The 24,772-nt window shown below is 37.9% G+C and carries 18 protein-coding genes; 11 read left to right on the top strand and 7 right to left on the bottom strand.

Annotated features, from left to right (window positions below):
* The first annotated feature begins 28 nt into the window (after positions 1-28).
* Positions 29-1,117 carry an AraC family transcriptional regulator gene (locus EGI24_RS02795; RefSeq protein WP_255046747.1) on the top strand — a complete coding sequence of 363 codons (1,089 nt, stop codon included), beginning with the start codon at positions 29-31 and terminating at the stop codon, positions 1,115-1,117.
* A 9-nt stretch (positions 1,118-1,126) separates the two neighbouring features.
* Here the strand turns inward: EGI24_RS02795 and EGI24_RS02790 are convergent, their stop codons facing one another.
* Genes EGI24_RS02790 through EGI24_RS02780 form a run of 3 tightly spaced genes read right to left on the bottom strand, consistent with a single transcriptional unit; the run spans position 1,127 to position 4,641 of the window.
* Positions 1,127-1,921, bottom strand: coding sequence for a 2-oxo acid dehydrogenase subunit E2 (locus EGI24_RS02790; protein WP_255046746.1), 795 nt, complete (start codon positions 1,919-1,921; stop codon positions 1,127-1,129).
* A 42-nt stretch (positions 1,922-1,963) separates the two neighbouring features.
* A complete protein-coding gene (locus EGI24_RS02785) occupies positions 1,964-4,069 on the bottom strand; it encodes a PQQ-binding-like beta-propeller repeat protein (RefSeq protein WP_255046745.1) in 2,106 nt (701 codons plus the stop codon).
* Positions 4,066-4,641 (bottom strand): bifunctional precorrin-2 dehydrogenase/sirohydrochlorin ferrochelatase, encoded by a 576-nt coding sequence (locus EGI24_RS02780; RefSeq protein WP_255046744.1) that lies wholly within the window; start codon positions 4,639-4,641, stop codon positions 4,066-4,068. Before EGI24_RS02780 ends, EGI24_RS02785 begins: the two co-directional genes overlap by 4 nt.
* Before the next feature lie 266 nt (positions 4,642-4,907).
* On the opposite strand from EGI24_RS02780, the gene EGI24_RS02775 reads away from it, so the two are divergent.
* The 5 genes from EGI24_RS02775 to prfB all read left to right on the top strand — a co-directional run bounded on the left by EGI24_RS02775 (position 4,908) and on the right by prfB (position 15,381).
* On the top strand, positions 4,908-5,699 hold the full coding sequence (locus EGI24_RS02775) for a YegP family protein (RefSeq protein WP_255046742.1): 792 nt from the start codon (positions 4,908-4,910) through the stop codon (positions 5,697-5,699).
* Between the two features lie 167 nt (positions 5,700-5,866).
* Positions 5,867-11,233, top strand: coding sequence for an alpha-2-macroglobulin (locus tag EGI24_RS02770; protein ID WP_255046741.1), 5,367 nt, complete (start codon positions 5,867-5,869; stop codon positions 11,231-11,233).
* A gap of 132 nt (positions 11,234-11,365) precedes the next feature.
* The gene (pbpC, locus tag EGI24_RS02765; RefSeq protein ID WP_255046740.1) at positions 11,366-13,615 is read left to right on the top strand and encodes a penicillin-binding protein 1C; all 2,250 of its coding nucleotides are present in this window, start codon (positions 11,366-11,368) and stop codon (positions 13,613-13,615) included.
* A gap of 182 nt (positions 13,616-13,797) precedes the next feature.
* Positions 13,798-14,154, top strand: coding sequence for a hypothetical protein (locus EGI24_RS02760; protein ID WP_255046737.1), 357 nt, complete (start codon positions 13,798-13,800; stop codon positions 14,152-14,154).
* Positions 14,155-14,303: 149 nt separating this feature from the next.
* A protein-coding gene (gene prfB / locus EGI24_RS02755) for a peptide chain release factor 2 (protein ID WP_255046735.1) occupies positions 14,304-15,381 on the top strand; the annotation gives its coding sequence in 2 pieces (ribosomal slippage) (positions 14,304-14,354 and positions 14,356-15,381; 1,077 coding nt in all).
* A gap of 99 nt (positions 15,382-15,480) precedes the next feature.
* On the opposite strand, the gene EGI24_RS02750 is transcribed toward prfB, so the two are convergent.
* Together EGI24_RS02750 and EGI24_RS02745 are read right to left on the bottom strand one after the other, a co-directional pair.
* Positions 15,481-15,996: a YceI family protein gene (locus EGI24_RS02750; RefSeq protein WP_255046734.1), complete on the bottom strand. Its 516-nt coding sequence runs from the start codon at positions 15,994-15,996 to the stop codon at positions 15,481-15,483.
* 87 nt (positions 15,997-16,083) lie between these two features.
* On the bottom strand, positions 16,084-16,989 hold the full coding sequence (locus EGI24_RS02745; protein WP_255046733.1) for a phosphodiester glycosidase family protein: 906 nt from the start codon (positions 16,987-16,989) through the stop codon (positions 16,084-16,086).
* 104 nt (positions 16,990-17,093) lie between these two features.
* Here EGI24_RS02745 and EGI24_RS02740 point away from each other — a divergent pair, with 104 nt between their 5' ends.
* The 4 genes from EGI24_RS02740 (at position 17,094) to eutC (ending at position 22,501) form a co-directional block, all read left to right on the top strand.
* Complete coding sequence (locus EGI24_RS02740; protein WP_255046732.1) at positions 17,094-18,815, top strand: M3 family oligoendopeptidase; 1,722 nt, start codon at positions 17,094-17,096, stop codon at positions 18,813-18,815.
* Between the two features lie 205 nt (positions 18,816-19,020).
* Positions 19,021-20,352 carry an amino acid permease gene (locus EGI24_RS02735; RefSeq protein ID WP_255046731.1) on the top strand — a complete coding sequence of 444 codons (1,332 nt, stop codon included), beginning with the start codon at positions 19,021-19,023 and terminating at the stop codon, positions 20,350-20,352.
* Positions 20,353-20,364: 12 nt separating this feature from the next.
* Positions 20,365-21,741, top strand: coding sequence for an ethanolamine ammonia-lyase subunit EutB (locus tag EGI24_RS02730; RefSeq protein ID WP_255046730.1), 1,377 nt, complete (start codon positions 20,365-20,367; stop codon positions 21,739-21,741).
* On the top strand, positions 21,731-22,501 hold the full coding sequence (gene eutC, locus EGI24_RS02725) for an ethanolamine ammonia-lyase subunit EutC (protein ID WP_255046729.1): 771 nt from the start codon (positions 21,731-21,733) through the stop codon (positions 22,499-22,501). The genes EGI24_RS02730 and eutC overlap by 11 nt, the downstream gene beginning before the upstream one ends.
* A gap of 31 nt (positions 22,502-22,532) precedes the next feature.
* On the opposite strand, the gene EGI24_RS02720 is transcribed toward eutC, so the two are convergent.
* Positions 22,533-23,033, bottom strand: a complete 501-nt coding sequence (locus EGI24_RS02720) for a hypothetical protein (RefSeq protein WP_255046727.1) — start codon at positions 23,031-23,033, stop codon at positions 22,533-22,535.
* 158 nt (positions 23,034-23,191) lie between these two features.
* On the bottom strand, positions 23,192-23,680 hold the full coding sequence (locus EGI24_RS02715) for a GAF domain-containing protein (RefSeq protein ID WP_255046725.1): 489 nt from the start codon (positions 23,678-23,680) through the stop codon (positions 23,192-23,194).
* Between the two features lie 94 nt (positions 23,681-23,774).
* Between EGI24_RS02715 and EGI24_RS02710 the strand changes: the two genes are divergently transcribed.
* Positions 23,775-24,701 carry a carbohydrate kinase family protein gene (locus EGI24_RS02710; RefSeq protein ID WP_255046724.1) on the top strand — a complete coding sequence of 309 codons (927 nt, stop codon included), beginning with the start codon at positions 23,775-23,777 and terminating at the stop codon, positions 24,699-24,701.
* Positions 24,702-24,772 lie beyond the last annotated feature (71 nt).

Genomic DNA, 24,772 nt, shown 5'->3' with positions numbered 1-24,772 from the left:
ATTGGGTTAAAATTTCAAATATTATTCAATGTCAATTTACACCACTCCACTCCAATTCGCCTATTTCCTTGGCTTACTGTTTTCAGTGCTTTTATTGATTAGAGGTTTCAAAGAAGAGCGTCTTTCGGATAAACTTTTGGCTGCGGTTTTGTTTTTATTGACCATGGAAATCCAAGATTATACTTTTGGTTTTGCAGGTATCAATTTGCTTTGGGAAGAGCTAAATGGCTTCCCAAGGCATTTTTCTTTGGCATTTCCCGCCACAGTATATTTCTATTTAAAAGCCCAAATCAACCGAGAGTTTAAATTTCAAACAAAAGATTTACTGTATTACTTACCTTATGCTATATACTTTGTAATCAATATTTTGGTCTTTTTTCAAGGTAAAGATTATGTGAACAAATGGCAGAGTAATCCAAATATTCAATGGCTCTCATGGTTAGAGACCTTTGCTCTTTGGGCTATGTATGTCTATTTTTTTTACCTGTCACTTAAGATTTACAAAGAATACCGAAATTGGGCGGAGACACAGTTTTCTGATACCGAAACCATAAGTTTTGGGTGGATTCGTAATTTTATATATTTGATTATTACGGGTGAAGTTTTTAAAACGGCTTGGAATCTGGCCGATTACATTATCGATATGCCCTTTGAAAAAGACTGGTGGTGGCATCTTTACACGGTTGCCATTATCTGTTATGTAGGCATTAGAGGTTATACCCAAGCTCAGCCTAAGTTTTTGCACTTTACTTCCAATAATCTTGAAGTAAAACCAGAACCGAAGGTTGAAGAAAGTGGCCAAAAAGTATCCAATGAATTGATTCCGAAGATAGAAAACTTATTTAACAACGAAAAGATTTTTTTAGAGCCAGAATTGACGCTTTCGGAGTTGGCAATAAAACTGAAAACCAACACCTCTTTACTCTCAGCAGCCATAAATCAAGGTTTTGGCAAGAATTTCAATGATTTTGTAAATGAATTCCGCATTCGTGAGTTCGAAATTCAAATCACAAATCCCGAAAACAAAAACTACACTAAATTGGCCATCGCCCTAGACTGCGGCTTCAATTCAAAAGCTACTTTTAATCGGGCATTGAAAAAGTTTGGGGAGCACTAGTTGATCAACTTATTTTTCCAACATTTCAGGATTTTTAACGGCAAACTTCAAATACTTAAAAAGCTTTCCGGCATGTGAGGCGTCTACTACTCTGTGATCTAATGCAGCACCGAGTGTTATTACTCTACGGGGAACGACCTCGTTATTGACCACCCACGGTTTGGTTTTTACACCTCCCATGATCATCACAAAAGAAATATTAGCAAAAGGAAAAAGTGCTGGAAAACCAATATCCAGCCCCAAAGTACCGATATTGGAGAGCATAAATGAGCCGAATGTATGAGGCTTTAAATCTATAAAAGGCAAACTTATGCCCCAGTCTATAAACAGTTTTTTGATAATGCCCACAATCCAATTTCTGAATGGATACGGTATCGCAGACATCGTATCTTTTAGCTGCATAGTGCCATTTTCTGAACCTTTCCTTGATTTCTGAATTTCATTATTGAGTACCTCTACTGAGTCTTTGAAAGTGAGTTGGTCTGCATCTTTTACAATAACTGATGACATTTCACCATCGGCTTTCAATACACTAACTGACACATTAATAGACGGAAACGAGTATATATTACCTCGCTTTGAGTAGGAATTAAGTTCAGGAATATCATTACTAATTGCCCTAGAAGTAGCCAACAAAAAGAAATGGGTCAGTGTGATTTTTAAACCTTCTTTTCTCTTTTTTTCAATATAAATCTCCAAATCTGTTACATCAATTTCTACCGAACCAAAAATTTTAGAATCGTTTGGTTTTTTGTAAATCGTAGAGGCTATTTGTCGCCAAGCAGTATTGAGGTTTTCGGTCAAAGCTTTTAATTTTTATACAAAAGTAATAAAACAAATTTTAAGCTACTCCAAAGCAAAAGCCACATACTTGTTCCCTTTTGGAGTTCCTAATTTTGTACCTCCACAAGCTAAAACAATATACTGCTTGCCATTTTTAGAGTAAATTGATGGTGTTGCAAAAGCAGCAGCTGGCAGTGGATGTTCCCAAACCAATCTGCCTGTTTTAGCCTCAAAAGCTCGTAATGTTGCATCTTTTGTAGCCGCTATAAACAGAAGCCCAGTTTTGGTTATGACTGGTCCTCCATAGTTTTCAGTTCCAGTACCGGTTATTCCTTCTTTCATTAATAAAGGTTCATTTCCAAATGGAATCCTCCAAAGCTGCTTCCCAGAATTTAGGTCAATAGCGTTCAAAGTTCCCCAAGGAGGAGCAATGGCTGGTAAACCTCTATTGTCAAGAAATTTGTTGTAACCAGTCATTTTGTAGGCTATTCCAGCTTTTTGGCTCAACTGACTATCTTTGCTTTGAACTTCCTTTTTCTCTTCATTTTTTAGGAATGCTATCAAGGCTTGTTTTTCCTCTGGTTTAATAAATCCAAAACCGGGCATCATGCCCTTTCCTCCATTTATCAGATTCAAAAGTGCTGCGTTATCATGTTTTTTGCCAATTTCTATAAGCGATGGATAACCACTTTTTACATTGCCTTCGCGGTCGGGTTGGTGACAACTTTGGCAGTAATTCACATAGGTTTTCTCACCCATTGGCACCCCACTCATGTTCTGAGTAGGTTTCATGGTTTGTATCCAAGCCATCTCGTTGGCATTAATATAGATAACGCCGTTTGGATCAACCGCACTTCCACCCCATTCAGCACCTCCGTCATAACCGGGAAAAATGATAGTACCCTGCTCACTTGGTGGGTCAAAAAGACCCTTTTTGTAAGTTCTAAAAGCTTTTATTAACTCTTCACGATTTTGAGCATATGGCGAAATATCTTTTTCTGTAAGCTTGAATGATTCTCTTGCATACGGTTTTGGTAAGGATGGAACAGGTTGCGTAGGCCAAGTAATTTCCCCCTTTAATTTAGACTTAGGAACTGGAACTTCATTTATTGGAAATAAAGATTTACCCGTAACTCTATCAAATACAAACACATAGCCCTGTTTGGTCACTTGAGCCACAGCATCAACAGCCTTACCGTTTTTGTTAAGTGTAATCAAGTTCGGTGGTGCTGGCAAATCTCTGTCCCAAATATCATGATGCACAAATTGATAATGCCATTTGAGTTTTCCTGTGCGGGCATCCAATGCGAGCAGGCAATTGCTGAATAGGTTTTTCCCAGGTCTATTTCCACCGTAAAAATCATAAGCCGCTGAGCCTGTTGGTACATACAAAATTCCTCTAGCTTTGTCCACTGCCATACCTGACCAATTATTTACCGCTCCTATTCCATCATTTTTATAAGCATCTTTTGGAAAAGTCTCGTATCCTTTTTCTCCTGGATAGGGTATGGTATGAAATGTCCAAACCAATTTTCCAGAAACTACATCAAAAGCCCGAATATCGCCAGGAGCAGCATCGGCATCTTCTGAGAGGCGGAGTGGCATATATATCAGATTTTCAAAAATAGTACCTGGAGTATTCGAAATGATGAATTTGTCTTTGGCTATTTCTGGCAAGCCTGTATGCAAATCTACTTTTCCCTTATTTCCAAATGATTCAATTGGTTTCCCCGTATTGGCATCCAAAGCCCAGAGATTAGGCCCTGCAGTATATAGAATTCGTTTATCATTACCATTTTGCCAATAAGAAACGCCACGGCTTGTACTTGCCCAGTTTTTAAGTGGGTCGCCGAATCGCCAAATTTCTTTCCCAGTGGTAGCATCCAATGCGAACGCCTGTACAGACGACGTTACGCCAAACAAGACACCATCAACAATCAATGGGTTTACCTGCATTTGCCCAGAATCTGGCGTAGCATATTCCCAAGCCACTTTTAAATTTTTTACATTTTGGAGGTTGATTTGGTCGAGTTTAGAATAATGATTACGGTCGGCCCCACCTAAATATTCTGACCAGTTTTCGTCAGAACCAAAACTATGGTCAATAATTTGGAATTTGATAAATCCAAAGCATATAATTATGACCAACAAAACAGCAATTTTTTTCATAGTTCTACATCTTTAACAACAGTAGTAATCTCATTCATTTTCTTTACTTTATACTCAAAATCACCCTTTAGGCTATTTCTGATTTTCTGCAAATTATCTAAGGTTTCTTGAATGTTATCAGGTATAATGTCTTGTAGCATCTCCCGTATTCTCTTGGCAAAAGTTGGAGATTTTCCATTGGTAGATATTCCGATTTTTAAATCGCCCTTAGTAACTACAGAACCCAAATAAAAATCACATAAATCAGGTGTATCGGCTACATTTACCAATATTCCTTTGTTCCTGCAGTCTATTTGCACTTGCTTGTTTACTTCGGGTCTATCGGTACCCACTATCACAATGTTTTTGCTTTCTAAAAAGGCGGAATGATAAGGTTCATAAATAAGTTCTATTCTGTGCGTTTTCTGAAGTTCAACAATCTCGGTTTTTATTTCGGGAGCTACCAAAACAATGTTGGTAAGCGGAGCGTTTTTAAGTAATGCCTCTAGTTTTTCTAAGCCCACATTCCCGCCCCCGACAATCAGAATTGTCATTTGTTCGGCCTTCAAAAATACTGGAAATAGGGTGTTCATGTCGAAAAATCATTTTTTGCTAAAGTAAATGAAAATTATCAAAATCTTTGGAATTACAGGAGCATTTCAGAAAAATTTGAAAAAGAGTATGAATAAAAACATCAAATGTAAAATAAAACAATTTTTATAAAAAATTGAAAATAAGCTCGTTTGGATTAAATATGAAATAATAAACTTGTTTATTTTAAAATTATAATTGTAAATTTTACGAACTTTGAAAATAAGGATCTATTTCTTATAAAAAATATAACATAAACAATTATTCTATGGCATTAAATGACGATTACCTCCCTTGTAAATCTTATGCCGGACACGAAGCCGACCCTAAAAATGCCGGATTTACTGTATTTCAAGATAAAAAAACCGAGAAATATTATTTTGCTTTTGTAGATAGTGTTGGAAATGTGTTGTTGAGAAGTGAAGGGTATATAGATGTAAAATCAAGGAAAAATGGCATTGCATCGGTTATAAAAAACAAGGAAATAGCAGGTAGACTTTCGGTAGAAAAAGACAAAAAGAAGTTTTTTGTAGTATTAAAAGCTGGAAACAACAAAGAAATAGCTCGTTCGTGCGATTTTTCTTCAGAATTAGAAGCTAAATATGCAGTTGAAAAAATAGTTAGCAAAGAGTCGGCAGTAGAAGCAACGAGCATTGCCACAACAAGCAATATCTTGAATAGCCTAGAAGGTTATTTAAATGTTGGCGAATACCTCGACAAGGCCAGAATCTGGGATTCTTACGGCATTACGGGCTTTGTGAAATTTCAAGGAGAAGATAACAAATACTATTTTGGAGTTTATAATCCAGATGCAAGTCTTTATTTGCGTTCAGTAGGCTTTGAAAGAGAAGACGACCGCGACAACGCGTTTGACTTGATGGAAAGTACCATTCTTTTGGAAGAAAACTACAAAATAGAAAACCTTGGGGGCAAATATTATGCTGTGCTTTTCGAAGAAAATGAGATTTTGGCCATTTCGCCAGATTTCAGTTCGTTTATTGAAGCTTTTGTGACAACACCAGGAGGCCGACCAAAAGAAACGATTGGGACCATGTATTAAAAATGATTTTAGGGAAAATAACATATAAAAACCTCTCAGAAATGGGAGGTTTTTTTGTTGGGCTAAAGTCTTATCTTTCAAATATTTTAACCTTTAAAAAAAACCACTAACTTGCTCAAATTAATAACCAGATATTCCGTTTTACTCAAAATTTAAAACAACCTAAAATGAAACGCAGTGTTCTTTTCTTCCTTCTAGTTTTCTTCTTCAATTCATGCAACCACCTACCTGAAGTAGGTATAAAAACCCTTGGTTTCGGAGACGAAATCGAAGTTTTACAAAATCTATTTTTTGAGTTTGACGAAGAGCTGGTCTTCGATGGCGACCTCAACAAATGGGAAAGTACACCATACATGGATTTTGAACCTAAAATCGAAGGAAAGTTTAAATGGATTGGAAAAAAAGAGTTGGTTTTCTCTCCTTCTAAACCAATGAAGTTTGCCAACGAATACAAAGCAAAGCTCTCAGAAAATCTTTTGAAAAGAAAAAAAGGGAAAATGGGCATCGATAAAAATAAGACTATCAAGTTTCATACGCCTTACCTTAAAGTGAAAGATTCTCAAGTGTATTTTGCCAAAAACAAGCAAAATCAGAAAGAAGCAAGGGTGCTTTTGGAACTCAATGGCAAATATGACGCCCACAATATCAAAGACGAAATCACAATTTTGGATGGGGATAAGGAGCTGGATTACAAAATGGTGCCAGCCGAAAATTCAACAAACTTGGTCTTGGCATTGGCTGCGTTTCCTGATACCAAAAAAGGAGAAATAACAGCCAAAATTATTGCCAAGGCTGACAATCCACAAAAATTTAAAAAAGCAGAAAAGATAGACCTTGATTTTTTGCCAGCAGACAAATTGGAAATACTGAAAATGCAGACGAGTTTCAAGAAACTCAAAGGCTATGTGTATATCAAAACCACGCAGCAAATTGACATCAGCCAACTAGATAAACAAATAAAAATTGAGCCGGCAGTAAGATATACCGTTGAGGCTGCTGACCAAGGTTTTACCATTAAAGGCGATTTTAATCAAGATGATTTATACAAAATCACAATAAATAAAAGCATTGCCGGGGTATTAGGCGGCAAAATGGATGAAGATTATGAAGGCGAAGCATTTTTTGGAAAAGTAAATCCGTATTTGGAGTTCACGAATAAAAACGCACAGTATATGTCGAATGTTGGCAACAAAAACATCGGCATCAACATCGTGAATATTCCGAAAGTCAACGTTTCTATTTCGAAAGTGTATGAAAACAACATTCTTCCTTTCCTTAAAGGTGTTCGTAGGAGCTATTATGGCGACGAAGAACAAGAATACTATTACTCTTCAGAGGCTGATTTGTATGGAAATACCGTATCGTCAAAAAAAATTGAGACTGCAGATTTACCCGTAAAACAAGGTGTTTCTGTTTTGAATTTACCCCTTCCAGACCAAACCGAGAAACGAGGCATTTATTTTATTTCTATAGAATCTGAAGACGAATATTACCGTAAAATTCAGAAAATTGTCTCGATTTCAGACATCGGCTTGATTACTAAAATGTCTCAAAATCAGGAAGATGTGATAGTTCTGGCCAATTCTATCATGCAAACTACACCCATTTCTGGCTTAGAAATCAAATTGATAAGCAATAACAACCAAGAAATAACCAAAGGCACTACCAATGCCAACGGAATGGTAGTTTTCAAAAATCTAAAGAAAGACAACCCTAATTTTACCGTGGCTATGGTCACCGCCACCTCAAAAGAAGACTTCAACTATTTACTTTTTGACGATACTGAAATTGAAACTTCCAAATTTGACATCATAGGTAAAAACTTTAATGAAGCGGGCTTAGATGCCTTTATTTATGGAGATAGAGAGATTTATCGTCCTGGCGAAACCATTAATTTTAACACCGTAATCAGAAACAACGATTGGCAAACACCAAGCAACATTCCTATAAAAATTCAGATAAAACAGCCCAATGGTAAGGAAGTAAGCTCATTAATGACTCAAACGAACGCTTCGGGAGCTATCAGCCATTCGGTTAAACTGGAACGTTCGGCCCTGACAGGTTTCTATAATGTGGACGTTTTTACAGGCAACAATGTGCTCATTGGCTCCAAAAGTATTTCGGTGGAAGACTTTATGCCCGACCGTATAAAAGTAAATATTGATGCCCCAGAAAAAGTGGAGATTGGCCAAAAAGCCAACATCAAACTGCAAGCCAATAATCTTTTTGGCCCACCAGCTGCTGACAACAAATACGAACTCGATTTTTCTATAAAACGCAAAACTTTCGAGCCAAAAGGCTATGATGACTTTACTTTTGGTATCGACGACCCAACAAAGTTTGAGAACGAACTCCGAACCGGCATAACAAACGCCAAAGGCGAGGGATTACAAATTTTTGATATTTCTGACAAATTGGCCAACAAAGGCTTATTAGAAGGGAAAGTCTTGGTTTCAGTTTTTGATGAGACTGGCAGACCTGTTCACCGTCAGAAAACCTTTGAGATTTATACCCAAAAACAATTCTTTGGAGTAAAAATTCCTGCCTATTTTGTCGGTACAAACGCCACTTTTCCCATCGAATTAGCGGCTCTAAATTCTGCTGGAGCCAGCGTGATAGCGAACGGAACGATGGAAATTTATCTACTAGAATATCAAACCGTTTTGGAGAAAACCGATGAAGGTCTCCGATATGTTTCGAAGAAAAAAGAGAAACTCATCAAAAGCCAAGAATTGAAATTTGGAGGCAAAAATTTGATTCAAAATTTTGTTCCAAAAATATCTGGTGAATATGAAATCAGGGTAAAACCAACAGATGCCGAAAGTTATGTAAGTACCAACTTTTATGCTTACGGTTATGGCTCAAAGGCATCTTTTGAAGTAGATACCGACGGAGAAGTACAAATAGAAACTAATCAAGAAAATTATCTTTTGGGCGAAAAAGCCAAGGCGATTTTTAAAACTCCTTTTGATGGAAAGTTGCTCATAACGATAGAAAATGCAGGTATTTTGGAGCATAAATTTGTGCAAACTGAAAACAAATCTGCGGAAATCTCAATTGATTTGGGCACAAACCATTTGCCAAATGTCTATATCACCGCCACTTTGATAAGGGCGATGAATCAACCAGAATTGCCTTTGATGTCGGCTCACGGCATGAAAACCATCAAAGTGGATGACCCTAAACGCAGAATTCCGATCGTAATTACTGCCTTTGAAAAATCTAGATCAAAAACCAAACAAACAGTTTCTGTTAAAACCACGCCGAATACCGAACTCACTATTGCTGTTGTAGATGAAGGTATTTTGCAACTAAAAAACACAGAAACACCTAAAATCAACGAATATTTTTACCAAAAAAGAGCCTTAGGCGTTCGTTCGTTTGATTTGTACCCATTGCTTTTGCCAGAAATCCAACTGAATGGAAAAAGCAGTACTGGTGGTGACGGCAGCATGGGCAAGCGTGTGAATCCTTTGGCCAATGGTCGTGCAGAATTAGTAGCAAAATGGAGCGGACAAATAAAATCTGACGCTTCAGGCAAAGCCAGTTTCGAGTTTGATATTCCTGAGTTTTTGGGAAGTCTAAGAATCATGGTGGTGGCCTACGACGACGAGAAATTTGGCTCATCTGAACAAAAAATAACGGTTTCTGATCCTGTAAGTATCAGCGTGGGCATGCCATTGTTTTTAAGTCCAACAGACAAAGTAAAAGTGCCTGTGACATTTTTTAATACCACTGAATCGCCACAAACAGTAAAACTTTCTACCCAAACCGAAGGGCAAATTTCCGTAGGCAATTTCGCTGAAAATAACATTACGTTAGAACCTGGAAAAGAAAAACACCTAGACCTGGAAGTGGCTGGAAAAGACAAAATGGGCTTAGGAAAACTAAAAGTCATAGCAAAGTCTGACAAAGAAACATTCTCCAAAACTACTGAAATAAGTGTTCGTCCAGCTGGTTCACTGCAAAAATCTGGTACTTCGGGCATCTTGGCCAAAAACACCGATTTGGCTTTTGCTGCTCCTGCGGGCTACATTCCTGGTACTTTTTCTTCTAAAATATACATTGGCAACACGCCGATGATGCAGTTTGGCAATCGCCTCGAAACGCTATTGGCTTATCCGCATGGTTGTGTGGAGCAGATTATTTCCAAAGCATTTCCACAACTTTATCTCGACGATTTGATTCAGCAAATAGATGGAAAAATGGAGATTTCGGAATCGGGTCAATCGGAATTGAACCCGCAGTACAATGTGAATGCGGCTATTCAAAAAATTGAAGCTATGCAGCTTTACAACGGTTCCGTAAGTTATTGGCCGGGTTCGCAAGAGGAATATTGGTGGGGAACGGCTTATGCCTTACATTTTCTTTTGGAAGCCCAAAAATCTGGATTTGAAGTTTCTAAGCCTGTAATTACGCAACTGGTAAATTACCTCACCCAACGCACCAACGAAGAGCAAACCAAAGAGACCATCTGGTCAGCAACGAATGGCGTTTACAAGAAAAAAGAACGCCTCAAAACCGAAATCGCCTATTCGCTTTATGTGCTTTCGCTCACCGATGTGCCAAATATTGCGGCTATGAACCAGCTAAAAGCAAATTTTACAACGCTTTCGTCTGACCAACAGTTTTTGGTAGCATGTGCATTCAAACAAATGGGAGATGATGCTTCGTATTCAAAACTTTTACCGAAAACTTTTGTCAAAGAAGTTTATGACCGCATGTTGCACGATAGTTTTTCTTCTCCGATCAGAAACCTCGCATTGGTTCTGAATACTTTGGTAGAAACCGATCCGCTGAATCCACAAATTGCGAGTTTAACACAATCTCTCAATGGTGTTTTGAGCAATAAGTCGCTTTACCTGAATACCCAAGAGCTTTCCTTTTCAATGTTGGCGATGGGCAAAATCCTGAAAACCAAAAAATCTACTGGAAAAGCAGAGATATATTCTGAAGGCAAATTAATAAGAACTGTAGAAGGCAAAGGCCAGTGGATAGACATGACTAAATATCCGAAAGGCATCAGCGTGAAGTCGCTTAACGACAATCTGTACTATTACTACGAGTCGGAAGGCATTAGAAAAGACAATAAGTTTATAGCCGAAGACAAATTTTTGAAAGCCCGCCGCACCTATTTCACCCGCACAGGTGAGGTGATAAAAACCCCAGTTTTCAAACAAAACCAATTGGTAGTAGTCCGACTAACGGTCAGTGCCCAAGCAGGCTTGATGTATAATGTGGACAACGTAGTGTTAACCGACATGCTCCCAGCCGGACTAGAAATAGAAAACCCAAGATTGGTAGAAGACCGCGACATGCCATGGATCAAAAACGCCTCGAATGCAACGTATTTCGATATCCGAGACGACAGAATCAACTATTTCGTAAACGTGGACAACACCGAACGACACTACTATTACCTAGCCCGAGCAGTCTCAAGAGGCACATTCGTACAAGGCCCAGTTTCAGCCGATGCCATGTATAACAACAACCTGCGTAGCTATTGGGGCGGTGGGAATGTGGTGGTGAATTGATTGGGGGTGCAAGCATAAAACAGTTGACAAGGTTTCGAAATTGTCAACTGTAAAAGATTATAAGGCGTAATTTTGAAAGAAATAAAAATACCCCATTTCCTAATATCACCCAAAGTGAAATACACCTTGGCTATGCTAGCAATTTTGCTGGTGTTAGATTTGGTATTTCCAGTAAAAGTCCCAGAAAATTACTCAACAGTGGTGCTGGATGATGAAGGTCGGATTTTGAGTGCATACCTCAACAATGAAGACAAATGGCGGCTCAAAACCAATGTAGAGGAGGTTTCGCCATTTTTTTTGAAGGCTATCATTGAGAAAGAGGACAAATACTTTTACTATCATCCAGGTGTAAATCCAGTCGCTATTTTTCGGGCTTTGGCTTCAAATATTCAGAAGAAAAAACGGGTTTCGGGTGCGTCTACCATCACGATGCAAGTTGTCCGAATGATTTATCCCAACGACCGCACGTATTTCAACAAAATCAAGGAAATTATCAGAGCCGTTCAGCTCGAATTGCATTATTCTAAAAAGGAAATTCTGGCTTTGTATCTCAATCTGATTCCTTTTGGCTCCAATGTGGAGGGCATTAAAGCTGCCTCGTATGTGTATTTGCAAAAACATCCTTCGCAGCTGAGTTTGGCTCAGGCCATGGTTTTGAGTTTGGTACCTAACAAACCTAGCCTTTTGCTTTCGGGCAAAAACAATTCGCAATTGGAGTTTTTCAAAAACAAATGGCTGAAGCTTTTCGAAAAACAGCAAATTTTCAATAAAAACGAGATTGCATTAGCTCAAAACGAAACTGTAAATCTGAAAAGAAGCACTTTCATTAAGCGGGCACCGCATATTTCAGACCGATTGGCGGCCGAATCTGCTTCGCCTTACATTCGCTCATCAATACATGCTGGCTATCAATTACAAGTCGAAAAACAGCTTTCGGCTTATCTCCAAAGGCTAGAGACGATCGGCGTGAAAAACGGTATGGCTATGGTGGTGGACAACAAAACCATGAAAGTGCTGGTGTATTGCGGCTCTGCCGACTACAAAAACAGCATGGATGGCGGACAAGTGGATGGTATTAGTTCCGTTCGTTCGCCAGGCAGTGCTTTGAAACCTTACCTATATGCCTTGGCCTTGGAAAAGGGAATCATCAATCCAAAGGCCATTTTGTACGATATACCAACAGACTTTGGTGGTTTTAAGCCCGAAAATTTTGACGATACTTTTCAAGGCCAAGTGAGTATGCAAGACGCCTTGCAACAATCGCTCAATATTCCAGCCGTAAAAACTTTGGACGAATATGGCCTCGCCGATTTCTTGATTGAAATGAAAAAAGCGGACTTCAAAAGCATCAAAAAAAACGAGGATAAACTCGGACTTTCGGCCATTTTGGGTGGATGCGGAGTGAGTATGGAAGAAATGGTACGGCTATATGCCACATTTGCCAATGGAGGGTTTTTCCAAGAACTCAATTTTACCTCAAACGCTAATTTGCCAAAAAATCAACCCAAATCACTGCTCGATCCAGCTTCGTGCTATATCATTTCCGATATTTTAAGCGGAATCCAGCGGCCTGATTTTCCCAATAACTTCGATTTTACATTTCGTTTACCCAAAATCGCTTGGAAAACGGGTACTTCCTTCGGAAAACGGGACGCTTGGGCAATAGGCTACAATCCCGACTATACGGTGGGTGTTTGGTTGGGCAATTTTTCGGGGGAAAGTATTCCCCAACTCAGCGGTGCGGCAGTAGCAACACCCTTACTTTTCCAACTATTCAATACCATCGAAAAAAACAAACCGTGGTTTAAAAAACCCGAAAGTTTGGTTTACAGAGAAGTTTGTTCGGTGACTGGTTTACCCAAAAACGACTTCTGCAAAGACACCCAAATAGATTCTTTTGTGGGAAATGTATTTTACAAAAAAAAATGTCAGCATTTGAAAAAAGTATGGGTAAATGCCGCTGAAACCTTGAGTTATTGCGGTTTTTGTTTGGATAGAAATATGGCTGTTCAGAAAGAATATATCAATTATCCACCAGAATATTTGTCGTTTTTGCAAAGCAATGGCTTGCCTTACACCTCTCCACCGCCACATAATTCCAATTGTACGCACACTACAAAATCACATACGTTAAGTATCGTATCACCTAGAAACAAAGGCTTGTATTATATCGAAAAGCAGAATCCACAGGAAATCGAACTTAAAGCAAGTGTCTCGGTAGGCACCCAAAATGTATTTTGGTATCACAACAATGAGCTGGTGGGCAAATTTGAAGCCCTCAAAAGTGTTTTCATAAAACCCGCATTAGGCAAAAACACCATCACCTGCACCGACGAAAATGGCAAAAGTGTGAATGTATGGTTTGAGGCTAGGGGGTTGTAAAGGGGAATTAGTTTTTGAATATATTCTGCTTTTGATGGCCGTTTTATATTACTTTTTAAATTAATCACAACTAAAACAAAGTTTTACGAATCATCTAGTACAAATCATTTAAAATGCCAAAAATCATTAGTTTAATTTTTATAGCTCTTCTCTTTTGTTCTTGTTCTTTAAAAAACGATAATATGGTTTTTGCAAAAAGAGATACCATTTTGGGAAAATGGCAACTATTTGAAACCTGCATTAGCCCAGGAAACGCTTGTGTTTTAAAAAAAATCAAGGATGGCGTAATAATTGAATTTAAAGCAAATGGAGAATATTTGGTTTCAAACGGAAAAGAAGGAGATGGAGCTTTTGAATGTGGGGGTAAATATCAAGTGATAGAAATTCAGACAAATCCTACCCAACAAGCCATTGAGTTTAGACCATCTTGCAACAAAGCATTGTGGACTCATAATTTGGTTTTCAACGAAAACAACACCATTAATATCAATCCACTGTGTATTGAGGAATGTAGATATACTTATAAGCCTGTAGATTGAGGATATGCGGTTGTTGATTTGTTTTTTAAAAATATAATTATGAATATAGCCTCAAATTAAATATTTCCTCAAATCCAAACTTCCATTTTCCCTCAATTCTATCTACCTTTGCAGACTTTTTAATTAATTTTTAACCATTTAAGGAAATCATGACAACAGACGCGTTGAAAGATTTGAGAGCCAGGGTGTCGGCTTTGAGGAGGTATCTTTGACTACGATAGCCGGAAAGAGAAGCTAGGAGATTTAGAAAATCTACAAGCCCAACCGGAGTTCTGGAACGACTCCGATCATGCACAAAAAATTGTAAAGGAAATCCAGACCCTAAAAAACTGGACAGAGTACTACGAAGAAGCCGAAACTTCTATTGGCGACCTTGAAACGCTCCATGAGTTCTACCAAATGAATGAAGTGACAGAGGAAGAAATCAAGGCAGAAGGTAAAAAAACAGAGGCGATTATAGAGGAACTTGAACTTAAGAAAATGCTTTCGAATGAGGAAGACCAGTTTTCTGCGGTGATAGAAATCAACTCAGGTGCTGGCGGAACTGAAAGCCAAGACTGGGCGAGTATGCTCTACCGTATGTACCTCATGTGGGCTCAAAAACACAAATACAAAGTAACCCAAATAGACTGGCAAGACGGTGACGGAGCGGGAATCAAGTCAGCTTCGATGCAGATTGATGGTCCAATGGCTTATGGATTTTTGAAGTCAGAAAACGGTGTTCACCGCTTGGTACGTATTTCGCCTTTTGACTCTAACGCACGTCGTCATACTTCGTTTGCATCAGTTTATGCCTATCCTTTGGTGGACGATACCATAGAAATAGATGTAAATCCTGGCGATATAGAATTTCATACTTCACGTTCAGGAGGTGCTGGTGGACAAAACGTGAACAAAGTAGAAACCAAGGTGCAGTTGACCCACAAACCGTCAGGAATTGTGATTGTCTGCCAAATTGAGCGGAGCCAGTTGGCCAACAAAGAGCACGCCATGAACATGCTAAAGTCGCGATTGTACCAGATTGAAGTCGAAAAGCGAAACGCTGCCCGTAGTGATATAGAAGCATCGAAGAAAAACATTGAGTGGGGTTCGCAAATTCGCAACTACGTTTTTCACCCATACAAGCTCGTGAAAGATGCACGCTCAGGTCACGAAACCTCTGATATTCAGTCAGTAATGGATGGAGATTTGGACGATTTTATAAAGGCTTATTTGATGTTGGATTGATAGGAAATTCATAACAAAAAAAAGGCATTTTCTTAATTGAAAATGCCTTTTTTGTTATCATCAAAATCGTAAATCTACAATCTTCAATCGAAAATCAACTTACGCCTGCTTAGTCAACTGTACGTTCAATATCAATTTTACGTCGTCACTTACTACTACACCACCTGCTTCTGTTACTGCTGACCAAGTTAGACCGAAATCTTTGCGGTTTATTTTACCAGAAATTTCAAACCCAGCTTTGGTTTGTCCGTAGAAATCAGTCATCAATCCGCCAAATTCCGCGTCTAATACAACTTCCTTAGTTACATCTTTGATAGTTAAGTTGCCTTTCAATTTGTTGTTTAAATAAGAAGTTGAAACAAAACTCAAAGTTGGAAATGCTTCTGCATCAAAAAACTCACCTGATTTCAAATGTCCGTCACGTTGCTCATTTCCTGTAGAAATAGAGTCGATTTGTGCCGTAAAGCTGATTTGAGCGTTTTCAAATGAATCTTCAGAAGCAGTTTCTGCCGTAGCATCATACGCTTTGAAGTCACCCGTTACCGTGCTGATCATCAAGTGTTTTACTTTGAATTGCACTTCTGAGTGCAAAGGGTCGATTTTCCAGATTGCCATTTTATCAATTGTTTTATGTTATTACAATATATGTATATACATTAATAACTATCTACATTCCTTTTTTGTTCCAAACTGTCAAAAAAATTATTTGATTATGAAAATATTACTTACCGAACGCTCGCCCTGGTGGTCAAACTTCTTATTGTCAGAAGGATAGTTTACCACTCCATTTTCTGGCCTGCCTTTAATGTACATTGTGGTGCTTCCACCACCATCAAAATTTATGGCATCTTTGCATTTTAAACTTTTGAGAAATGCAGTGAGTTCATTCAAATTCATACCTTCTGACTCTGCGGCTCGGCCATCTATGGTTACTAATAATAACTTTTTGTCAGTAGTTACACATGCACATGTACGTGGGTGGCGGTTTTCGTTAAAAGGAGTTTTCGCTAAAGGCTGAGGTTGGTTTTCAAACAACAAAAGCGGGCCAGTCAAAAGAACATATTCGGCGTCAAGCTTCTCTTCCCAACCTTTTTCTTGTTCGCCTTTTATAATTCTCACGCTATTATTATTTATAGTAAGTGCAGAAATGGCCTGTTTAAATGGCAATCTTTGTTTGGCATATACCCTAGAAGTGTCATATACCTGACCATTTATTTTTATAAAATCTACTGCTCCACCACTTTTCATGTCGAAGAAACCTGCATTTACTGCCGCCAAAGCATCGTTTTCCATTGCAATTTGGCTTGTTGGTTTCAATACTCCACTAGTGTGATTGGGTTTAGAAGCAGAATCTGCAGAGGCTAGAGCAAATTTGAGTTTCTTATTTTTTAATTTGGTTTCTAGAATATTGATGTTTTCATTCATTCCAAAAAGATTCTTTTCACCAAATTTCATTGTTTTCCAAACTAGTCCATTTCCTAAATTTATCTTTGAGTAATAACCCACCGCCCATTTATCAGAGAGATTGGCATTTTGTGAAAAAACACAATTCCCATTCGTTATAAAGATGATTGTAAGAAATACGATAACCTTAATTTTTGAATTCATAATGCCATTTTTTAATAAAGATAGAAATTTTTGAGAAAACTAAAATAAACTAATTTTCATCCCTTAAGAATCAATTCCTAAATTGCATCTTGAAAACAATGATTATGAGCAACAGAATATTAGAACGTAGAAAAAGAGAATTTTTGGGAGAAGATTTTAAATTGGAATCGTGGGATTTAGTAAAGCCTTTTTATGAAAATCTTAAATTGAGAGAGATAAATTCTAAAGAAGAATTTGAAAAATGGCTTCGAGATAGAAGTGAATTAGAGTCGTATTTGTCAGAAAATATGGCTTGGCGTTATATTAAGATGACTTGTGATACTTCTGACCAGGAAAATCAGAAAGCGTATCAGTTTTTTGTAGAAGAAATTTCACCCAATACCGCAGTATATTCAGACGAACTCAACAAAAAATCTTTGGCATTAGCCGAAAAATTTAATCTGTCTGGCGGTGGATACGATATAATGTTGCGTGGCTTAAGAAAATCTGTTGAGATTTTCAGAGAAGCCAACATTGAACTTGATACTAAAATATCTTTAAAACAAACAGAATATCAGGGAATTACAGGTGGAATGACCGTTGAGATTGACGGTGAAGAAATGACAATGCCCAAAGCTGCCACTTTTCTGCAGGCCACAAAACGAGAAGCTAGAGAAAATGCTTGGCGAAAGATTTCAGAGAAGAGATACAGTGAAAAGGACAAACTGGATGTAATTTTCAATGAACTGCGAGACCTACGTCATCAAGAAGCATTGAATGCCGACTTTGAAAATTTCCGTGATTATATGTTTGCTGCAATGGGAAGGTTTGATTATACGCCTGCCGATTGTTTCGCTTTTCATGAAGCTGTAGCCGAGACGGTGGTGCCGATAGTAAACCAAATGACTGCAGAACGTAAGGAAAAACTTGGATTAGGAGAATTGAGACCATGGGATTTGAAAGTAGATGCAGAAGGCAGACCGGCATTGAAACCATTCGAAAATGGCAAAGAATTATTAGATAAAACTGAAATCTGTTTTGATAGAATAGACCCTAAACTATCAGATTATATTAAAATTATGCGAGCAATGGGGCACTTTGATGTAGAGTCTCGAAAAGGAAAAGCTCCGGGAGGATACAATTACCCTTTGGAAGAAATTGGGGTGCCGTTTATCTTCATGAATGCCACTGATAGCGTAAGAGATTTGGTAACCATGGTGCATGAAGGTGGCCATGCAATACATTCGTTTGAAGTTAGAGAATTGCCCATCAATGCCTTTAGAAATCCAACAATGGAAGTAGCTGAGCTGGCTTCTATGAGTATGGAATTGATATCGATGGAACATTGGGATACTTTTTTCACCGATGAAAAGAATTTGAAAAGAGCCAAAATAGAACATCTGGAAGATATTTTAGCCGCATTGCCATGGATTGCAACAGTAGATAAATTCCAACATTGGATTTACGAAAACCCAAGACACACTGAAGAAGATAGAAAAACTGCTTGGATGCGAATAAATGGAGAGTTTTCAGACAAAATAACTGATTGGTCTGGTTTTGAACATTTTAGAGAATACGCATGGCAACGTCAACTTCACATTTATGAAGTTCCGTTTTATTATATTGAATACGGCATGGCTCAATTAGGGGCCATCAGTGTTTGGAGAAATTATAAAAAAGACCCTAAAAAAGGCCTGAAAGGATATTTGGCAGCTTTAAAACTAGGTTATACCAAAACCATAAAAGAAATCTATGAAGCAGCTGGTATCAAATTTGATTTTTCAAAAGCTTATATAGCTGAACTGATGGAGTTTGTAAAAGGCGAATTGGTTATACTGAAGGCCTAAATTTTTAAGAACACGGAATTATTGGATTAGACACGGATAAATTAAGTCCGTGTCTTTTTTTTTCTTGATTCATTCAAAGCATCTTCTATACCAACCAAAATGCACTAATCAAATAGAAAATAAAATTTTTTAAAGGTAAATCAAATGGTTTCTTTCCAATAAAAAACCAATTCTGTATTTTGTTGTTAAAACCCTACGAAACAAAATGGCATCAAGTAATTTTGAAACAAAACAAAAGAAAATAGGAGCATTTTCTATTTGGGCCATTGGCGTTGGATTGGTTATTTCTGGTGAGTCTTTTGGCTGGAATTTAGGTTGGGCAATTACTGGGCCGTTAGGCTTCTTTATTCCAGTGGCAGTTACTGCAGTTTTGTACTATGCATTGGTACTTTGTCTCATCGAGTTAGCTTGTGTATATCCCCAAGCCAATGGCCCTCACATTTACATAAAAAACGCATTTGGTAAAAAATGGGCTGAGATAATTTCCATACTTATATTATTCGAATTTCTATTTGTAAATCCAGCAATTGCCACTTCAATTGGTGAATATTTGGGATTCCTGACTGGTCACCTCGAAAATACCAATTGGATTGCCACGGCATTCATTGCATTCTTTTGTTTGGTAAGTTTATTCAATTTCAATTTTGGCATCCAAGTGATTATCACGTTGACTTTGTTGGCGATTTTTGAGCTTTTGATATTTTCAGGTTCAATTGTTTCTGAGTTTTCTTTGCCCAATTTGTCCCAAAACAAACAATTTGGAGAGTTAACTTTTGATACATTCGTTCGGGCGATGCCTTTTGCCATTTGGATGTTTCTAGCCATTGAAGGTATTTCTATTGTTTCCAAAAATACAAAACATAAAAAACTAAGAAAAACCTTGGGCATAGGCTATAAATCGGCCTTTTGGACCCTCGCCATATTGGCGACTTTAATATTGATTTTGGCTGCTGGCGGAATCGCATTAAACCCAGAAAGCTGGGATATTATAAGCAAAGACAATCATCCAATGCCAGCAACTTTGGGCTTAATTTTAGGTAAAAATAACCCCATAACTCAGGTTTTTACGTTTTTAGGGCTATTTGGTCTTATCGCTTCTCTTCAAGGAATTGCCTTTACCACCACTTTTCAAATAGAATATTTTCTAAAAAGAATATTCCCAGAATACAAACTTAACAGAGCACTTGCTGCTGGCGTGGTGTTCTTAGCAAGCATTTTTGCCATTTGGGGAAGTTCAACATCGGTTTTGATAGAACTTTCAGTTTTTGGAGCTGTTTGTATGTATTTTGGCGTGAGTTCGAGTCTAATTATTCTTCGAAAAAAGAAAAAGCTTGACCCAAAAGCGATTTTTGAAGGAGAAAATGAAAAAACTCAACACAAACATCATCATCTTGAATTTAATAGCTTTGTCCAGAAAACGTTTCCCTATTTGGCTCTGATATTATCTGTTTTTTGTATGCTAATTTTGGCGTATCTTCATCCAATCATTGTAAGCAGCATCATTGTTTTGATCATCACTTATTTGATTTTCTCCTAAAAAATACGGCAAATGGAGTTTCGATATACAGTAAATAGTTTCACCTATAACTTCAAAGACCTTAAAACCCTAATGGCCAAAGCAAGTCCCTATCGGACAGGCGATGCATTGGCCGGCATAAGTGCCGAAAGCAATGAGGAACGCGTAGCAGCACAGTTTGCATTAAGCGAAGTTCCTCTCAATCTATTTCTGACGGATCACCTAATTCCATATGAATCAGACGAAATAACAAGATTGATAGTAGATTCTCTCGACAAAAATAGTTTTTCAATCATCCGTCATTTGACTGTAGGGGATTTCAGAAATTGGTTGCTTTTAGATGCTACGGACACAGAGGTTTTAGATCAAATAAAAATGGGACTAATGCCCGAAATGGTTGCAGCAGTTTCAAAAATTATGCGAAATCAAGACCTAATAGCAGTTGCACAAAAATGTGAAGTAATATCAAGGTTCAGAACCACTGTTGGTCAAAAAGGAAGATTAGCCATTCGACTCCAACCCAACCACCCTACCGATTTTCAAAGCGGCATTTTGGCCAGTACAATTGACGGCTTAATGTATGGTTGCGGGGATGCAGTAATCGGAATTAACCCAGCAACGGACAGCCCTGAAGTAGTAAGTAATCTTTTGAAAATGCTGGATGAATTACGAGAAAAATTCGAAATACCTACACAATCCTGCATTCTGAGCCATATTACAACAACCTTAAGCATTATTAAAGACGCTCCAGTTGATTTGGTTTTTCAATCCATTGGTGGCACTGAAAAAACCAATAGCTCTTTTGGAGTTAACTTAAACATCTTGAATGAAGGTTTTCTGGCGGCTACCGAACTTAAAAGAGGCACGGTAGGTCAACAAGTTATGTATTTTGAAACTGGCCAAGGCTCATCACTTTCAGCCAACGCCCACCATGGCTTGGATCAACAAACCTGTGAGGCACGAACTTATGCTCTTGCTAGAAAATTCAATCCCTTTCTAGTAAATTCTGTGGTTGGCTTTATTGGCCCAGAATATCTTTTTGACGGAAAACAAATAATCAGAGCTGCGTTAGAAGATCATTTTTGTGCAAAATTACTCGGTTTGCCTATGGGGATGGACGTATGCTACACCAATCATGCTGAGGCTGACCAAGACGACATGGACAACCTCATGACACTTCTCGGAGTGGCCGGTTGCAACTTCTTTATGGGCGTACCCGGAACGGACGACATCATGCTAAACTATCAATCCACGTCTTTTCATGACGCCATGTATGTACGAAAAGTATTGAAAAAACGCCCCGCTCCAGAATTCGAGGCCTGGCTTTTGGCTCAAGGAATCATCAATGAAAAAGGCGAACGAAACGCCTTGAATAGCAAACATTTATTGTTAAATAGGCATGGAAAATAAACTCATACAAACCGACCCAAGCGAACTACTAAAAACCCAAACCAACGCCAGGATTGGTCTAGGAAATGTGGGTGGATCCTTGCCTACTCAGCAAACTTTATCACTTAAACTTGATCATGCCCGAGCCAAAGATGCAGTATTTTCACCTTTGAATATGGAGCTATTAACTAAGGCACTTTTAGAATTTCATATACCACTTTTCTGTCTAAAAAGTAAGGTAGAAAACAAAATAGAATATTTAAAAAGGCCGGATTTAGGTAGGAGATTGGACAACAATTCTCTAGAAATTTTAGAAAAAAATAAAGAAAAACTGGACATCGTACTGGTAATTACTGATGGGCTTTCGGCCGAAGCGGTGAACAATCAAATTATAAATGTGTTGAAGCGTCTTATTCCAGCATGGTCGAAAAACTATAAAATAGCACTAGCCTTGGTGGAAAACGGACGTGTAGCCATTGCCGATGAAATTGGAGAACGTTTGGAAGCAAAATTCACCGCCATTTTTATTGGAGAAAGACCTGGATTATCTTCACCCAAAAGTATGGGAATTTACACCACTTTTCAGCCTAAAATAGGCCTAACCGATGAAAGTAGAAATTGTATTTCAAACATTCATAACGATGGATTGAGTATTGATCAGGCGGTACAAATTCTCAATTATTACATGGAAGAATCTTTTAGAAATGAATACAGTGGTTTCAAATTGAAACTCGAGCTAAATTTGATTGACGAACAAAAAAATACCCCAACCTTTGGCTGAGGTAATTTGAAGGAGTTTTTATTACCGTTCATTATATGGTTAAATCCACTACGGAGCTTTCAGTCAATTTGAGCGTATTCATCACGTTTTGCAAATTGTTTTTATCCACCATTTTGGCAAATTTTCCAGGAACAATTACCACCCTGAAAGTCTTGCCCAATCTCCAAGAATTATTAAGCCTCATTCTATCGAAATTTGCATCTAGAAATATACTAAAATCCAATTTGGTAAAGTCAAAATTGTATTGATGAATGCCATTATCCGAAGTATAAATCTGTGGAAGTGGTTTCCAGATATCAGCCCCAGTTTTGTCCAATCCAACAAATTCATAAACCAAAAGCACATCAGAATCAAAAATCACAGGACTTAGGTTATAATAATTTCTGAAGCTGTTGCCCGGTGTAAAATCAGCCTTAACTTCAAAGACCTCCGCTAATAGTTCGTTAGTAATAGGTTGAGGATTTTCGTTTACAGTACAAGCCTGAAACAATCCAGTAGAAAAGAGCAGTCCTAAAATCAATAGCTTTTTCATAATCGTAATTTTTAAGTGTTAAAATTCTATTTCTGAGATTTATCACTTAGATGCATGAAAACCTATCTGGGTTTGCATAAAAAATAAGTACGTCTTTAAACTTTTTATAAAAAGCTCATAATCAGTGTTAAGGAAAATGTTAATGAAGAAAATACAGTTCAAATTTTATCTCCTAAAACCTTCAAAAGTTTTTCAAGCCAAACTTTATCTAGTTCCGAAAAGTCATCCAAAAGATCTGAATCCACGTCCAAAACACCACAAATTTCATTTTTTGAGTCGAAAAGTGGCATTACAATCTCAGATTTTGAGGCCGAACTACAAGCAATATGACCCGGAAACTGATCCACATCAGGTACAATGACAGTTTCTTTTGTAGAAAAACTGTGACCACATACACCCTTGTCATAACGAATACGTGTGCAGGCAATAGGCCCTTGAAATGGCCCCAATACCAATTCACCCGATTTGTTATCCAAATAAAAACCTACCCAATAAAATCCGAAAGCTTGTTTTAATGCCGCCGAAATATTGGCTAAATTAGCGATTAAGTTAGTTTCTGAAGAAATGAGAGCCTCTATCTGTGGAATAACCGCCTCATAAATTTCGACTCTTTCGGTAGTTTCTGGAATATATAAATTTTCTGCCATTAAATATTTCGTTTCAAAATAGCTAACAAAAATCTGCTTTTTAAGTTTGTTTTGGCCTAAAAATTCCCAATTTTTGTTTTTCAATACAAAACCTATGAATAAAAGAAAATACGGATTGGTAGCAGTTGGTGAACTCTTGGGCGACTTTATCGGAACTGAAACAACAACAAGCCTTTTTGACACTTCGAAATTTGAACGCTTTCAAGGCGGAAGCCCTGCTAATTTGGCCGCTAACATGGCCCGCTTGGGATTTAAAACTGCCATAATCAGTGCAGTTGGGACAGATAATCTAGGAAAATATTTGGTAGAAAAAGTTGCCGTAGCTGGAGTAGATACAAGTTTAGTAATCTATGAAAAAAATGAACCCAGCTCCATTGTTTTAGTGTCAAGAACTACTGGAACTCCCGACTTTATCCCTTACCGCACTGCTGATAGAATGATAAATCCCGAAAACATTCCTGACGAATTACTTCAAAATTGTTCAGTATTCCATACCACCTGCTGGCCGTTGAGCAAGCAACCATCACAAGCATCCGTCTTAGATGCAGCCAAAAGAGCAAAAAATGCTGGATGCATCTTAAGTGCAGACTTAAATTATGCCGAAAGAGTTTGGCCTGATAGAGAAGAGGCTCACAAAGTAATAAAAGAGTACCTATCAAATGGTGCCTTGATAAAACTTAGCGAAGACGATGCAGAACGCTTTTATGGAGAAGCCGTTTCTATGGAAAAGGTATTTGAAGATTTTCATAAGTGGGGAGCTACCCTAATTTGTTATACATTGGGCGGAAAAGGAAGCGTGGTATCAAACGGAAAAGAGTTGATTTTCAACAAACCAGAGGCCATAACGGTATTGGATGCAACTGGGGCAGGAGATTCATTTTGGTCAGGCTTTTTGGCAGCTTATTTGTCTGGAAAAAGCTCAAAAGAATGTGCCCAAGCTGGTGCCAATATGGCCAAAATTAAGTTGACAACGGTTGGACCCATAAAGCAAAATGTAGATTTAGAAAGCCTTTTTAACTAAAAACTTGTCGTATTCGGCCTTCAAAATGTCGCATTTTGTCATTTTCTAATCTCCTTTTTTAAACTAATTTT

This window comes from Lacihabitans sp. CS3-21, from assembly GCF_024343675.1.
Taxonomy (GTDB): Bacteria; Bacteroidota; Bacteroidia; order Cytophagales; family Spirosomataceae; genus Leadbetterella.
This window is presented reverse-complemented; position numbering and strand designations above follow the sequence as displayed.

Excerpts from the sequence above, each read along its gene's own strand:
- EGI24_RS02795 (WP_255046747.1), top strand. The coding sequence starts at position 29 with ATGTCAATTTACACCACTCCACTCCAATTCGCCTATTTCCTTGGCTTA.
- EGI24_RS02785 (WP_255046745.1), bottom strand. The coding sequence starts at position 4,069 with ATGAAAAAAATTGCTGTTTTGTTGGTCATAATTATATGCTTTGGATTT.
- EGI24_RS02780 (WP_255046744.1), bottom strand. The coding sequence starts at position 4,641 with ATGAACACCCTATTTCCAGTATTTTTGAAGGCCGAACAAATGACAATT.
- EGI24_RS02775 (WP_255046742.1), top strand. The coding sequence starts at position 4,908 with ATGGCATTAAATGACGATTACCTCCCTTGTAAATCTTATGCCGGACAC.
- EGI24_RS02770 (WP_255046741.1), top strand. The coding sequence starts at position 5,867 with ATGAAACGCAGTGTTCTTTTCTTCCTTCTAGTTTTCTTCTTCAATTCA.
- pbpC (WP_255046740.1), top strand. The coding sequence starts at position 11,366 with ATGCTAGCAATTTTGCTGGTGTTAGATTTGGTATTTCCAGTAAAAGTC.
- EGI24_RS02760 (WP_255046737.1), top strand. The coding sequence starts at position 13,798 with ATGGTTTTTGCAAAAAGAGATACCATTTTGGGAAAATGGCAACTATTT.
- EGI24_RS02750 (WP_255046734.1), bottom strand. The coding sequence starts at position 15,996 with ATGGCAATCTGGAAAATCGACCCTTTGCACTCAGAAGTGCAATTCAAA.
- EGI24_RS02745 (WP_255046733.1), bottom strand. The coding sequence starts at position 16,989 with ATGAATTCAAAAATTAAGGTTATCGTATTTCTTACAATCATCTTTATA.
- EGI24_RS02740 (WP_255046732.1), top strand. The coding sequence starts at position 17,094 with ATGAGCAACAGAATATTAGAACGTAGAAAAAGAGAATTTTTGGGAGAA.
- EGI24_RS02735 (WP_255046731.1), top strand. The coding sequence starts at position 19,021 with ATGGCATCAAGTAATTTTGAAACAAAACAAAAGAAAATAGGAGCATTT.
- EGI24_RS02730 (WP_255046730.1), top strand. The coding sequence starts at position 20,365 with ATGGAGTTTCGATATACAGTAAATAGTTTCACCTATAACTTCAAAGAC.
- eutC (WP_255046729.1), top strand. The coding sequence starts at position 21,731 with ATGGAAAATAAACTCATACAAACCGACCCAAGCGAACTACTAAAAACC.
- EGI24_RS02720 (WP_255046727.1), bottom strand. The coding sequence starts at position 23,033 with ATGAAAAAGCTATTGATTTTAGGACTGCTCTTTTCTACTGGATTGTTT.
- EGI24_RS02715 (WP_255046725.1), bottom strand. The coding sequence starts at position 23,680 with ATGGCAGAAAATTTATATATTCCAGAAACTACCGAAAGAGTCGAAATT.
- EGI24_RS02710 (WP_255046724.1), top strand. The coding sequence starts at position 23,775 with ATGAATAAAAGAAAATACGGATTGGTAGCAGTTGGTGAACTCTTGGGC.